This window comes from Salmonella sp. 3C, from assembly GCF_025426275.1.
GTDB classification, from domain to species: domain Bacteria; phylum Pseudomonadota; class Gammaproteobacteria; order Enterobacterales; family Enterobacteriaceae; genus Salmonella; species Salmonella enterica.
Map to the genome: position 1 here is coordinate 1271508 of NZ_CP104858.1, position 12905 is coordinate 1284412.

Annotated in this window: 11 protein-coding genes, 2 tRNA genes and 4 rRNA genes; 4 read left to right on the forward strand and 13 right to left on the reverse strand. The window is 51.7% G+C overall.

Annotated elements, in window-relative coordinates; all coding sequences use genetic code 11:
- Positions 1–104: 104 nt before the first annotated feature.
- Positions 105–326, forward strand: coding sequence for a membrane protein (locus tag N7E69_RS06040; protein ID WP_000825645.1), 222 nt, complete (start codon positions 105–107; stop codon positions 324–326).
- Between the two features lie 783 nt (positions 327–1109).
- Here the strand turns inward: N7E69_RS06040 and rrf (N7E69_RS06045) are convergent.
- From rrf (N7E69_RS06045) to N7E69_RS06075, 7 genes are all read right to left on the reverse strand, one after another.
- A 5S ribosomal RNA gene (rrf, locus tag N7E69_RS06045) occupies positions 1110–1225 on the reverse strand.
- A 39-nt stretch (positions 1226–1264) separates the two neighbouring features.
- A tRNA-Thr gene (locus N7E69_RS06050) sits at positions 1265–1340 on the reverse strand.
- Positions 1341–1354: 14 nt separating this feature from the next.
- Positions 1355–1470: ribosomal RNA gene (gene rrf, locus N7E69_RS06055) — 5S ribosomal RNA — on the reverse strand.
- A 196-nt stretch (positions 1471–1666) separates the two neighbouring features.
- Positions 1667–4574, reverse strand: a 23S ribosomal RNA gene (locus N7E69_RS06060).
- A 193-nt stretch (positions 4575–4767) separates the two neighbouring features.
- Positions 4768–4843 (reverse strand) — tRNA-Glu (locus N7E69_RS06065).
- Between the two features lie 85 nt (positions 4844–4928).
- Positions 4929–6470: ribosomal RNA gene (locus tag N7E69_RS06070) — 16S ribosomal RNA — on the reverse strand.
- The 16S, 23S and 5S rRNA genes sit together here with 2 tRNA genes alongside, the layout of an rRNA operon.
- Positions 6471–6676: 206 nt before the next feature.
- Positions 6677–6829 (reverse strand): hypothetical protein, encoded by a 153-nt coding sequence (locus N7E69_RS06075; protein ID WP_000795911.1) that lies wholly within the window; start codon positions 6827–6829, stop codon positions 6677–6679.
- 113 nt (positions 6830–6942) lie between these two features.
- Here N7E69_RS06075 and N7E69_RS06080 point away from each other — a divergent pair, with 113 nt between their 5' ends.
- The gene (locus tag N7E69_RS06080; RefSeq protein WP_001285635.1) at positions 6943–7497 is read left to right on the forward strand and encodes a gamma carbonic anhydrase family protein; all 555 of its coding nucleotides are present in this window, start codon (positions 6943–6945) and stop codon (positions 7495–7497) included.
- Here N7E69_RS06080 and N7E69_RS06085 read toward each other — a convergent pair.
- The 6 genes from N7E69_RS06085 to dprA are packed head-to-tail and all read right to left on the reverse strand — an operon-like array spanning position 7473 to position 11265.
- The gene (locus N7E69_RS06085; protein ID WP_001070575.1) at positions 7473–7730 is read right to left on the reverse strand and encodes a DUF1488 domain-containing protein; all 258 of its coding nucleotides are present in this window, start codon (positions 7728–7730) and stop codon (positions 7473–7475) included. The genes N7E69_RS06080 and N7E69_RS06085 overlap by 25 nt on opposite strands.
- Complete coding sequence (gene aroE, locus N7E69_RS06090; RefSeq protein WP_000451200.1) at positions 7727–8545, reverse strand: shikimate dehydrogenase; 819 nt, start codon at positions 8543–8545, stop codon at positions 7727–7729. Before aroE ends, N7E69_RS06085 begins: the two co-directional genes overlap by 4 nt.
- Before the next feature lie 4 nt (positions 8546–8549).
- Positions 8550–9122 carry an L-threonylcarbamoyladenylate synthase type 1 TsaC gene (gene tsaC / locus N7E69_RS06095; protein WP_001063613.1) on the reverse strand — a complete coding sequence of 191 codons (573 nt, stop codon included), beginning with the start codon at positions 9120–9122 and terminating at the stop codon, positions 8550–8552.
- A 4-nt stretch (positions 9123–9126) separates the two neighbouring features.
- On the reverse strand, positions 9127–9669 hold the full coding sequence (locus N7E69_RS06100; RefSeq protein WP_001129708.1) for a type I DNA topoisomerase: 543 nt from the start codon (positions 9667–9669) through the stop codon (positions 9127–9129).
- A gap of 26 nt (positions 9670–9695) precedes the next feature.
- Positions 9696–10169, reverse strand: coding sequence for a DUF494 family protein Smg (gene smg, locus N7E69_RS06105; RefSeq protein WP_000460663.1), 474 nt, complete (start codon positions 10167–10169; stop codon positions 9696–9698).
- Entirely contained in the window at positions 10141–11265 is a 1125-nt protein-coding gene (dprA, locus tag N7E69_RS06110; protein ID WP_000124536.1) for a DNA-protecting protein DprA, read from the reverse strand. The genes smg and dprA overlap by 29 nt, the downstream gene beginning before the upstream one ends.
- A 131-nt stretch (positions 11266–11396) precedes the next feature.
- On the opposite strand from dprA, the gene def reads away from it, so the two are divergent.
- Together def and fmt are read left to right on the forward strand one after the other, a co-directional pair.
- Positions 11397–11906 carry a peptide deformylase gene (def, locus tag N7E69_RS06115; RefSeq protein WP_000114987.1) on the forward strand — a complete coding sequence of 170 codons (510 nt, stop codon included), beginning with the start codon at positions 11397–11399 and terminating at the stop codon, positions 11904–11906.
- A gap of 15 nt (positions 11907–11921) precedes the next feature.
- Positions 11922–12869, forward strand: a complete 948-nt coding sequence (gene fmt / locus N7E69_RS06120; protein ID WP_001285171.1) for a methionyl-tRNA formyltransferase — start codon at positions 11922–11924, stop codon at positions 12867–12869.
- Positions 12870–12905: the final 36 nt, after the last annotated feature.

The window sequence follows — 12905 nt, forward strand, 5'->3', positions numbered from 1 at the left end:
GGCCATTTTTTCTGTGGTGGTAAAATAACTCTCGTTTTCGCAGCGGTTAGAGCCAGCATTTACGTTGCTGTACTTCGCGAAACGCTGATTAATGAGGTAACACCATGAAAAGACTAATTCCAGTTGCATTGCTTACCACCTTATTGGCAGGTTGTGCACATGATTCTCCCTGCGTACCGGTTTATGACGATCAAGGGCGGCTGGTTCATACCAATACATGTATGAAAGGTACAACGCAGGATAACTGGGAGACAGCAGGCGCTATCGCTGGCGGCGCTGCGGCGGTAGCAGGGTTGACGATGGGTATCATTGCGCTTTCTAAATGATACATGCAGGCGCGGCAATGCCGCGCTTTCAGTAATAATATAAAGGTCGTAAGGATACTCAGCGACGTAATCTGTTCAGTCTATCCCCCGAAAGTTAACACGATAAAACGCTCCCTTTTCTTACTCGCCCATCCCGATGGTATTTATTCTATTCCTTGTCCGATGCAGACAAAATTATAGCTTGATAGCATCGTAAGCCGCATTACAAACAGGCTTTATACAGTAAGACTTAGAGCGTGATCATTAGGCGTAATTATTACAGACAGTCTGGATATAAACCGGAACATACACGTAATACATGAGGATTTTGAGCACTGTCCCTAGGCCAAACTGGCAAATAAAATAGCCTAATGGGCCAGATTTTTAGTCCTCAGCGAATATCTCTATTGCTTATTAGAGGCGTAAGTAAAAGCCGTTTGTACATCTATTTCAGCACGGTTCACATTCGATGGTTCAGGCGGATATATGGCGGGAAATCACGTTGACTAAAACGGTTTTTATCCACTCTACGAAGATGTTTAAAACGCGTCGGCGTCATTATCCGATAACTTTTTCCATAGAGAGATAAATGCAAAAAGGCCCAGTCTTTCGATTGGGCCCTTTGCTTTATTTGATGTCTGGCAGTTTATGGCGGGCGTCCTGCCCGCCACCCTACGGGCCGTTGCTGCGCAACGTTCAAATCCGCTCCCGGCGGATTTGTCCTCCTCAGGAGACTACTCACCGACAAACAACAGATAAAACAAAAGGCCCAGTCTTTCGACTGAGCCTTTTGTTTTATTTGATGTCTGGCAGTTCCCTACTCTCGCATGGGGAGACCCCACACTACCATCGGCGCTACGGCGTTTCACTTCTGAGTTCGGCATGGGGTCAGGTGGGACCACCGCGCTACTGCCGCCAGACAAATTCTTTTTCAAATACCGAACTTTAACCGTATTAAGTGGTGCTGATACCCAGAGTCGAACTGGGGACCTCACCCTTACCAAGGGTGCGCTCTACCAACTGAGCCATATCAGCACACTAAATTTGATGCCTGGCAGTTCCCTACTCTCGCATGGGGAGACCCCACACTACCATCGGCGCTACGGCGTTTCACTTCTGAGTTCGGCATGGGGTCAGGTGGGACCACCGCGCTACTGCCGCCAGGCAAATTCTTTGTGCTCTGTACGCAATTCTTTATCGCATCAGCGGCGTTGCCTGCGCTCGTAAACTCAGTCACATACTTCTGTATGCTCCTTCCTTTCCTTCGCTTGCCGCCTTGCTGCTGCGCAAAGTATTGCGTACTCAACTCTGAATCAGTGCTGAAAATCTTCTCTCATCCGCCAAAACATCTTCGGCGTTGTAAGGTTAAGCCTCACGGTTCATTAGTACCGGTTAGCTCAACGCATCGCTGCGCTTACACACCCGGCCTATCAACGTCGTCGTCTTCAACGTTCCTTCAGGAGACTCTAAGTCTCAGGGAGAACTCATCTCGGGGCAAGTTTCGTGCTTAGATGCTTTCAGCACTTATCTCTTCCGCATTTAGCTACCGGGCAGTGCCATTGGCATGACAACCCGAACACCAGTGATGCGTCCACTCCGGTCCTCTCGTACTAGGAGCAGCCCCCCTCAGTTCTCCAGCGCCCACGGCAGATAGGGACCGAACTGTCTCACGACGTTCTAAACCCAGCTCGCGTACCACTTTAAATGGCGAACAGCCATACCCTTGGGACCTACTTCAGCCCCAGGATGTGATGAGCCGACATCGAGGTGCCAAACACCGCCGTCGATATGAACTCTTGGGCGGTATCAGCCTGTTATCCCCGGAGTACCTTTTATCCGTTGAGCGATGGCCCTTCCATTCAGAACCACCGGATCACTATGACCTGCTTTCGCACCTGCTCGCGCCGTCACGCTCGCAGTCAAGCTGGCTTATGCCATTGCACTAACCTCCTGATGTCCGACCAGGATTAGCCAACCTTCGTGCTCCTCCGTTACTCTTTAGGAGGAGACCGCCCCAGTCAAACTACCCACCAGACACTGTCCGCAACCCGGATCACGGGTCCACGTTAGAACATCAAACATTAAAGGGTGGTATTTCAAGGTCGGCTCCACGCAGACTGGCGTCCACGCTTCAAAGCCTCCCACCTATCCTACACATCAAGGCTCAATGTTCAGTGTCAAGCTATAGTAAAGGTTCACGGGGTCTTTCCGTCTTGCCGCGGGTACACTGCATCTTCACAGCGAGTTCAATTTCACTGAGTCTCGGGTGGAGACAGCCTGGCCATCATTACGCCATTCGTGCAGGTCGGAACTTACCCGACAAGGAATTTCGCTACCTTAGGACCGTTATAGTTACGGCCGCCGTTTACCGGGGCTTCGATCAGGAGCTTCGCTTGCGCTGACCCCATCAATTAACCTTCCGGCACCGGGCAGGCGTCACACCGTATACGTCCACTTTCGTGTTTGCACAGTGCTGTGTTTTTAATAAACAGTTGCAGCCAGCTGGTATCTTCGACTGACTTCAGCTCCATGAGTAAATCACTTCACCTACGTGTCAGCGTGCCTTCTCCCGAAGTTACGGCACCATTTTGCCTAGTTCCTTCACCCGAGTTCTCTCAAGCGCCTTGGTATTCTCTACCTGACCACCTGTGTCGGTTTGGGGTACGATTTGATGTTACCTGATGCTTAGAGGCTTTTCCTGGAAGCAGGGCATTTGTTACTTCAGCACCGTAGTGCCTCGTCATCACGCCTCAGTGTTAAAGTGAACCGGATTTACCTGGAACACACACCTACACGCTTAAACCGGGACAACCGTCGCCCGGCCAACATAGCCTTCTCCGTCCCCCCTTCGCAGTAACACCAAGTACGGGAATATTAACCCGTTTCCCATCGACTACGCCTTTCGGCCTCGCCTTAGGGGTCGACTCACCCTGCCCCGATTAACGTTGGACAGGAACCCTTGGTCTTCCGGCGAGCGGGCTTTTCACCCGCTTTATCGTTACTTATGTCAGCATTCGCACTTCTGATACCTCCAGCAACCCTCACAGGCCACCTTCACAGGCTTACAGAACGCTCCCCTACCCAACAACGCATAAGCGTCGCTGCCGCAGCTTCGGTGCATGGTTTAGCCCCGTTACATCTTCCGCGCAGGCCGACTCGACCAGTGAGCTATTACGCTTTCTTTAAATGATGGCTGCTTCTAAGCCAACATCCTGGCTGTCTGGGCCTTCCCACATCGTTTCCCACTTAACCATGACTTTGGGACCTTAGCTGGCGGTCTGGGTTGTTTCCCTCTTCACGACGGACGTTAGCACCCGCCGTGTGTCTCCCGTGATAACATTCTCCGGTATTCGCAGTTTGCATCGGGTTGGTAAGCCGGGATGGCCCCCTAGCCGAAACAGTGCTCTACCCCCGGAGATGAATTCACGAGGCGCTACCTAAATAGCTTTCGGGGAGAACCAGCTATCTCCCGGTTTGATTGGCCTTTCACCCCCAGCCACAGGTCATCCGCTAATTTTTCAACATTAGTCGGTTCGGTCCTCCAGTTAGTGTTACCCAACCTTCAACCTGCCCATGGCTAGATCACCGGGTTTCGGGTCTATACCCTGCAACTTAACGCCCAATTAAGACTCGGTTTCCCTCCGGCTCCCCTATTCGGTTAACCTTGCTACAGAATATAAGTCGCTGACCCATTATACAAAAGGTACGCAGTCACACAGGTAAACCTGTGCTCCCACTGCTTGTACGTACACGGTTTCAGGTTCTTTTTCACTCCCCTCGCCGGGGTTCTTTTCGCCTTTCCCTCACGGTACTGGTTCACTATCGGTCAGTCAGGAGTATTTAGCCTTGGAGGATGGTCCCCCCATATTCAGACAGGATACCACGTGTCCCGCCCTACTCATCGAGCTCACAGCACATGCGCTTTTGTGTACGGGGCTGTCACCCTGTATCGCGCGCCTTTCCAGACGCTTCCACTAACACACATGCTGATTCAGGCTCTGGGCTCCTCCCCGTTCGCTCGCCGCTACTGGGGGAATCTCGGTTGATTTCTTTTCCTCGGGGTACTTAGATGTTTCAGTTCCCCCGGTTCGCCTCATTAACCTATGGATTCAGTTAATGATAGTGTGACGAGTCACACTGGGTTTCCCCATTCGGGTATCGCCGGTTATAACGGTTCATATCACCTTACCGGCGCTTATCGCAGATTAGCACGCCCTTCATCGCCTCTGACTGCCAGGGCATCCACCGTGTACGCTTAGTCGCTTAACCTCACAACCCGAAGATGTTTCTTACGATTCATCATCGTGTTGCGAAAATTTGAGAGACTCACGAACAACTTTCGTTGTTCTGTGTTTCAATTTTCAGCTTGATCCAGATTTTTAAAGAGCAAATATCTCAAACGTGACTCGTAAGTCAGTTTTGAGATACTGATGGCAACGCCTTTCACACATTACCGCGCAAGTGGCGTCCCCTAGGGGATTCGAACCCCTGTTACCGCCGTGAAAGGGCGGTGTCCTGGGCCTCTAGACGAAGGGGACGTATCAGTCTGCTTCGCAAGACGCCTTGCTATTTACTTTTCATCAGACAATCTGTGTGAGCACTGCAAAGAACAGTTCTTTAAGGTAAGGAGGTGATCCAACCGCAGGTTCCCCTACGGTTACCTTGTTACGACTTCACCCCAGTCATGAATCACAAAGTGGTAAGCGCCCTCCCGAAGGTTAAGCTACCTACTTCTTTTGCAACCCACTCCCATGGTGTGACGGGCGGTGTGTACAAGGCCCGGGAACGTATTCACCGTGGCATTCTGATCCACGATTACTAGCGATTCCGACTTCATGGAGTCGAGTTGCAGACTCCAATCCGGACTACGACGCACTTTATGAGGTCCGCTTGCTCTCGCGAGGTCGCTTCTCTTTGTATGCGCCATTGTAGCACGTGTGTAGCCCTGGTCGTAAGGGCCATGATGACTTGACGTCATCCCCACCTTCCTCCAGTTTATCACTGGCAGTCTCCTTTGAGTTCCCGACCTAATCGCTGGCAACAAAGGATAAGGGTTGCGCTCGTTGCGGGACTTAACCCAACATTTCACAACACGAGCTGACGACAGCCATGCAGCACCTGTCTCACAGTTCCCGAAGGCACAAATCCATCTCTGGATTCTTCTGTGGATGTCAAGACCAGGTAAGGTTCTTCGCGTTGCATCGAATTAAACCACATGCTCCACCGCTTGTGCGGGCCCCCGTCAATTCATTTGAGTTTTAACCTTGCGGCCGTACTCCCCAGGCGGTCTACTTAACGCGTTAGCTCCGGAAGCCACGCCTCAAGGGCACAACCTCCAAGTAGACATCGTTTACGGCGTGGACTACCAGGGTATCTAATCCTGTTTGCTCCCCACGCTTTCGCACCTGAGCGTCAGTCTTTGTCCAGGGGGCCGCCTTCGCCACCGGTATTCCTCCAGATCTCTACGCATTTCACCGCTACACCTGGAATTCTACCCCCCTCTACAAGACTCAAGCCTGCCAGTTTCGAATGCAGTTCCCAGGTTGAGCCCGGGGATTTCACATCCGACTTGACAGACCGCCTGCGTGCGCTTTACGCCCAGTAATTCCGATTAACGCTTGCACCCTCCGTATTACCGCGGCTGCTGGCACGGAGTTAGCCGGTGCTTCTTCTGCGGGTAACGTCAATTGCTGCGGTTATTAACCACAACACCTTCCTCCCCGCTGAAAGTACTTTACAACCCGAAGGCCTTCTTCATACACGCGGCATGGCTGCATCAGGCTTGCGCCCATTGTGCAATATTCCCCACTGCTGCCTCCCGTAGGAGTCTGGACCGTGTCTCAGTTCCAGTGTGGCTGGTCATCCTCTCAGACCAGCTAGGGATCGTCGCCTTGGTGAGCCGTTACCTCACCAACAAGCTAATCCCATCTGGGCACATCTGATGGCAAGAGGCCCGAAGGTCCCCCTCTTTGGTCTTGCGACGTTATGCGGTATTAGCCACCGTTTCCAGTAGTTATCCCCCTCCATCAGGCAGTTTCCCAGACATTACTCACCCGTCCGCCACTCGTCAGCGAAGCAGCAAGCTGCTTCCTGTTACCGTTCGACTTGCATGTGTTAGGCCTGCCGCCAGCGTTCAATCTGAGCCATGATCAAACTCTTCAATTTAAAAGTTTGATGCTCAAAGAATTAAACTTCGTAATGAATTACGTGTTCACTCTTGAGACTTGGTATTCATTTTTCGTCCGAGGACGTTAAGAATCCGTATCTTCGAGTGCCCACACAGATTGTCTGATAAATTGTTAAAGAGCAGTGCAACGCGGCTTTCGCTCACCGTTGCGAGGTGGCGTATATTACGCTTTCCTCTTTCAGAGTCAACCCTGAATTTCAGGATTTTTCTCTTCAACCGACCGGCTGTTTGTGTGAAGTGATTCACATCCGCCGTGTCGATGGAGGCGCATTATAGGGATCCCATTTTTTTGCACAAGCGTTTTTTGGATCTTTTTTTCTGTTTGTTGATTTTTCATCCCTTTCGCTCCATTCCTGCGCAAAGTGGCGATTTTTTAATGCTATCTCCCCTTGCACAACGCCGTTAAAGCAACCAAAGTCTTCATGACTATTCATTTATGATGAGGTAGACATGTCTGACACATTACGTCCTTATAAGGATCTTTTTCCTGAAATCGGTCAGCGCGTGATGATCGATACCAGCAGCGTGGTTATTGGCGATGTCCGTCTGGCGGATGATGTCGGGATCTGGCCGCTTGTGGTAATTCGCGGCGATGTGAATTACGTTGCGATAGGGGCTCGTACGAACATTCAGGATGGCAGCGTTCTTCACGTAACCCACAAGTCTCCATCCAATCCACACGGCAACCCATTAATCATTGGCGAAGATGTTACCGTTGGCCATAAAGTTATGCTGCACGGCTGTACCATCGGTAACCGCGTACTGGTCGGTATGGGCTCCATTGTTCTGGATGGCGCGATAATAGAAGATGACGTAATGATTGGTGCGGGAAGCCTGGTGCCGCAGCACAAACGGCTGGAAAGTGGCTATTTATATCTTGGCAGTCCGGTAAAACAGATCCGCCCCCTGAGCGATGCTGAGAGATCGGGCCTGCAGTACTCCGCCAATAACTATGTAAAATGGAAAGACGACTATCTTTCTCAGGATAACCATATCCAACCGTGATCGTCTTCCTGCTGGGCCAGGATTAATGCTTCAGCCTCTTCTTCCAGGTCCCAGCGATACTCACGAAAAATGGCCAGCCATTGCTCCGCTGTTTCTCCACCAAAGCGATACGCCAGTACATCTTTTTTTATTGCACACGTGAGTTGCATCCCATTAACCAGGGCGGGAAAGATGACAGCGCTGGCGGCAGTATCCCATTCTTCGCGGTCAGGAAATTGTATGGCCTGGTTCACGCTAATAATTCCTGCTGTAGCAGCTCAATCACTGGCTCGACCTGCGGTAATACACCGTGCCAAAGCAAAACGGCATGTGCAGCCTGCCCCACCAGCATTCCCAGCCCATCTGCGTAGCGTTTTGCGCCCTGTTGTACACACCAGGAGAGAAATGGCGTATTCCCTTTTTGATAGAACATGTCATAGCAACAGAGGGAAGGGTGAATAAGTGACGCTGGTATCGCCGGGATTTCGCCCCGTATGCCGCTGGAGGTCGCATTAATAATCAGGTCAAACTCACAACCATCCAGCTTGTCCATATCCATGGCATGAATGCTGCCGGTATGAGCAAAGATTTTCGCCAACGCTTCGGCACGTGAAGCTGTACGGTTGGTGATAGTGACCGCGCAATCCAAAGAAAGCAGAGGTAACAGCACGCCCCGGGATGCGCCGCCCGCGCCAATCAGCAAAATACGCCATCCTGGGCGGATAAAATTTAAACGTTTGAGATCGCTTAATAAACCGATACCGTCAGTATTGTCGCCAAGCAAACGACCATCTTCCAGCCGCTTTAATGTATTGACTGCTCCCGCCAGCGATGCTCGTTCCGTTAACTCATCCGATCGCGCAAACGCCTCCTCTTTAAAAGGTACTGTGATGTTTGCGCCTTTTCCCCCTGCCGCGAAAAAGGCATCAAGCGTATTAATGAAATTATTAATAGGGGCCAGCACGCGACCATAGGGGTGAACAATATCTAGCTGCTGAGCAAATTGCTGATGAATAAATGGCGATTTGCTGTGCGCAATCGGATTTCCAAAAACAGCATAGGTTTCCATCATATTACCCCTGTCGAAACAGTTCGCCCGTCAGAGCATCGCGAATTTCTGAAGGATTTAGACGCCCACCCGTTGCGCCTTCAACCACCGGAAAATCATCGCCAAATTGCGCACGCACCTCTTCAACGGTACGACATGGCGGTAATCCGCTCAGATTGGCGCTGGTGGAAACCAGCGGTTTGCCATACGCATTGCATAGCGCGACCACCAGCGGGTGATTGGTAACACGAACGGCCAGGGAATCAAAACGTCCCGTGAGCCACCGCGGCGTTGTCGCGGGCGCAGGAAAAACAAACGTTACCGGCCCGGGCCAGCAATCAAATACTGCTTTACGCTGTGCGGCGGTAAGTATGCTGTCATCAATATAAGGTTTTAACTGCTCAAAGCTGGCGGCAATCAAAATGAGTCCCTTATCGACGGGCCGTTGTTTTAACGCCAACAGGCGCGTAACGGCTGTTTCACTATCGGGATCGCAGCCGACGCCGAAAACGGCTTCTGTTGGATAAGCGATGACATTTTCTTTATTCAGGAGATCTACCGCCGCGGCGATAGATCCTGTTGGCAGGTTATTATTCACTTGTTTATTCCACCGGAACCGGCTTTCCACATTGTTTACTGGCGCAAAAGCGCTTCACGCCCTGCGCGGTTTTCTTTTCGATGAGTAGCGGATAATGGCACTCGGGGCATTCCCCCGCAACCGGTGTGAAGTTAATGACGAACTGACATTCCGGGTAGCGATCGCAGGAATGAAAGATTTTTCCGTAACGAGAACGGCGCTGGACCAAATGTCCTTGCTGGCAGGCTGGACAGGCAATCGCCGTTTCATCCGGTTTATCAATAACCACTGTATGTTCACATTGCGGATACTGACTGCATCCGATGAACATGCCAAAGCGCCCCTGACGCAGCACCAGTACGGCGCCACACTCAGGACACAGTTGCCCCTCCAGAATTTTAACGATATGTCCGTCCGCCTGACTTTTCAGCGGACGAACGTAATCGCATTCCGGATAGCGAGAACAGCCGAGAAACGGACCATGTTTCCCGGAACGAATTACCAGTTCGGCCCCGCACTGCGGGCAGGGCTCATTTTTACGCACCGAAAACAGTGCTGATTTAGCCATATTCACTCATGCAGCATTAACACCTATCAATGCAGCATACCTTCATTTACCTCAAAGAGTAATTCTTCCATTTGCTGATAGGCGTTTTCACAGCCCGGAATGTTGAATAACACCATCAAAATAACCCATTTCAAGTCTTCCAGGTCAAACTCTGCGGTATCCAGCGCCAGCACACGCTCAATCACCATTTCTCGTGTTTCGAGGTTTAGCACCTGAATCTGCTCAAGGAATAACAGAAACCCCCGGCAACTGGCATCAAGCCTTTCACACTCTTCAACCGTATAAATGCGCATTGAAAGAGGGTCGGAAGCAAGTTGCATGGGTTCCGCGAGGCCATCCTGATAGTCAGCGAGTTTTTCCAGCCACAGCAGCGCATTGTAGATGTCTTCGCGATCAAACCCGGCGTCGGTGAGATCACGCTCCAGTCTGTCCTGATCCACGCGCAGCTCGGCTTCGTTATGGATGTATGTTTCAAACAAATACATTAGTACGTCGAACATGGCTTGCCCTCCTTAATCGGACATAGCCGCCGGGTACAGCTGCGATCCATCCTGCTAACTCCAGTTCGAGTAGCTGAGCCACTACCGCTGGCACAGGTTGGCCGGCACGTTCAGCGACGACGTCAACAGGTGTTACCTCATCTCCTACGTTAGCCAGGAGCTCAGGAAATGGCAATGCCGCCTCATCCTGATTTAGTGAATAAAGTGAATTTTCCGCCGTAGTTGGCAACCAGTGTAAGCCGTATTGCAAATTTTCCAGAATATCCTCCGGCGTCGTCACAAGCGTAGCCCCTTGTTTAATTAACCAGTGCGTGCCTTCGCTTCCCGGACTACCGATAGGACCTGGTAATGCAAAAACGTCCCGTCCCTGTTCAAGCGCGCAGCGCGCCGTCACCAACGAACCGCTGCGCAACGCCGCCTCGATTACCAGCACGCCTTTGCTCAGTCCGCTGATGATACGGTTTCTGCGAGGAAAATGTTGCGGTAGCGGAGGCGTTGAAAGCGGAAATTCTGAGACCACTGCGCCGCCGGTGGCAATCAAGTTTTCAGCCAGCACGGCATGTCGGCGAGGATAAATCTTTGCCAAACCATTTCCTAACACCGCTACACTTTTTCCCCCCATACTCATCGCGGCGTTGTGTGCTACGCCATCAATTCCCCGGGCAAGGCCGCTGGTGATCGTCAAACCGCTTTTCGCAAGGCTTTCGCAAAGCAGACGTCCCCAACGTTCCCCATACCAAGAGTGGCTCCGGCTCCCTACGACGGCAAGTTGGCAGGTATGCAGACAGGCAGGATCGCCGTCAATAAAAATAGCGCCGGGATAATCGTCAATAGCACGCAGTTGGGGAGGATAAATTTCACTATCCGCACACAGAAAATGGTACTGCGGTAGTTCAAGCCAGCGTAACGTCTCATCAAGCACACCTGCTGGAAGCTGTAAAAAACGTTCAGCTTGCCGCGCGGTAAGACCAGCTTCCTGAAGGTGCGTGCGATTTATCTGAGGCTGGCGAATAAGCGAATTCGCCATGTTCAACATCGCCTCGCCATAAAGGTCGCCGACGTACATTAAACGTAACCAAATTTCGGTACGGGCCATCCTTTCCCTCCCCTGCCACAAGCAGTCTGAACAATCTTTGCGATTGGTCACTGATGCTGTCAATCAGGTGGGGATTTGTCTAGAATAGAGGTAATAATCTTTTCAACTCCTGAACACAACTCTGGATAATTATGTCAGTTTTGCAAGTGTTACATATTCCGGACGAGCGCCTTCGCAAAGTCGCAAAGCCGGTTGAAGAAGTGAATGCAGAAATTCAGCGTATCGTCGATGATATGTTCGAAACGATGTACGCGGAAGAAGGTATCGGTCTGGCCGCAACGCAGGTCGATATCCACCAGCGGATCATCGTGATTGACGTTTCGGAAAACCGCGACGAGCGCCTGGTACTCATTAACCCGGAATTGCTGGAGAAAAGTGGCGAAACGGGTATAGAAGAAGGCTGTCTGTCGATTCCGGAACAGCGCGCTTTAGTGCCGCGCGCCGAGAAAGTGAAAATCCGCGCGCTGGATCGCGACGGCAACCCGTTTGAGCTTGAAGCGGATGGTTTGCTGGCAATTTGCATTCAGCATGAGATGGATCATCTGGTCGGTAAACTGTTTATCGATTATTTGTCGCCGCTGAAGCAACAACGTATTCGTCAGAAAGTAGAAAAACTCGACCGCCTGAACGCCCGGGCTTAAAGGACAAGAACCAACGTGTCAGATTCACTACGTATTATTTTTGCGGGTACACCTGACTTTGCAGCGCGTCATCTCGACGCGCTGTTAACTTCTGGACATAACGTTGTCGGCGTATTTACCCAACCCGATCGTCCAGCAGGTCGCGGCAAAAAGTTGATGCCCAGCCCGGTAAAAGTGCTGGCGGAAGAAAAAGGCCTGCCCGTTTTCCAGCCCGTGTCGCTTCGTCCTCAGGAAAACCAGCAACTGGTTGCTGACTTACATGCCGACGTCATGGTTGTCGTAGCATATGGTCTGATTCTCCCAAAGGCAGTGCTGGATATGCCCCGTCTCGGATGTATCAACGTTCACGGTTCGCTGCTTCCACGCTGGCGCGGCGCGGCGCCTATTCAGCGCTCACTCTGGGCAGGCGATGCGGAAACCGGCGTCACAATTATGCAGATGGATGTAGGGCTGGATACCGGCGACATGCTGTATAAACTTGCGTGCCCGATTACCGCAGAAGATACCAGTGGCTCACTGTATAATAAGTTGGCTGAGCTTGGCCCGCAGGGGTTAATTACCACACTAAAACAACTGGCGGACGGCACAGCGGCGCCTGAAGCGCAGAATGAAGCGCTGGTCACTCATGCGGAAAAGCTCAGTAAAGAAGAAGCGCGTATCGACTGGTCTCTCTCCGCAGCACAGCTGGAGCGTTGCATTCGCGCCTTTAATCCGTGGCCAATGAGCTGGCTGGAAATCGACGGCCAGCCGGTAAAAGTCTGGCAGGCGTCCGTCATTGAGGACGCCACGCAGTCGCTGCCGGGAACTATTCTGGCCGCGACGAAACAGGGCATCCAGGTTGCAACAGGCAAGGGGATATTAAATTTGCTTTCGCTTCAGCCTGCCGGCAAAAAAGCGATGAGCGCCCAGGATCTGTTAAATTCACGCCGGGAATGGTTTATTCCTGGTAACCGTCTTGCCTGACGGTCACGTCTTCATAAGCCCGGTGTTACCGGGCAT

Excerpts from the sequence above, each read along its gene's own strand:
- N7E69_RS06040 (WP_000825645.1), top strand. The coding sequence starts at position 105 with ATGAAAAGACTAATTCCAGTTGCATTGCTTACCACCTTATTGGCAGGT.
- N7E69_RS06075 (WP_000795911.1), bottom strand. The coding sequence starts at position 6,829 with ATGAAAAATCAACAAACAGAAAAAAAGATCCAAAAAACGCTTGTGCAA.
- N7E69_RS06080 (WP_001285635.1), top strand. The coding sequence starts at position 6,943 with ATGTCTGACACATTACGTCCTTATAAGGATCTTTTTCCTGAAATCGGT.
- aroE (WP_000451200.1), bottom strand. The coding sequence starts at position 8,545 with ATGGAAACCTATGCTGTTTTTGGAAATCCGATTGCGCACAGCAAATCG.
- N7E69_RS06100 (WP_001129708.1), bottom strand. The coding sequence starts at position 9,669 with ATGGCTAAATCAGCACTGTTTTCGGTGCGTAAAAATGAGCCCTGCCCG.
- smg (WP_000460663.1), bottom strand. The coding sequence starts at position 10,169 with ATGTTCGACGTACTAATGTATTTGTTTGAAACATACATCCATAACGAA.
- dprA (WP_000124536.1), bottom strand. The coding sequence starts at position 11,265 with ATGGCCCGTACCGAAATTTGGTTACGTTTAATGTACGTCGGCGACCTT.
- def (WP_000114987.1), top strand. The coding sequence starts at position 11,397 with ATGTCAGTTTTGCAAGTGTTACATATTCCGGACGAGCGCCTTCGCAAA.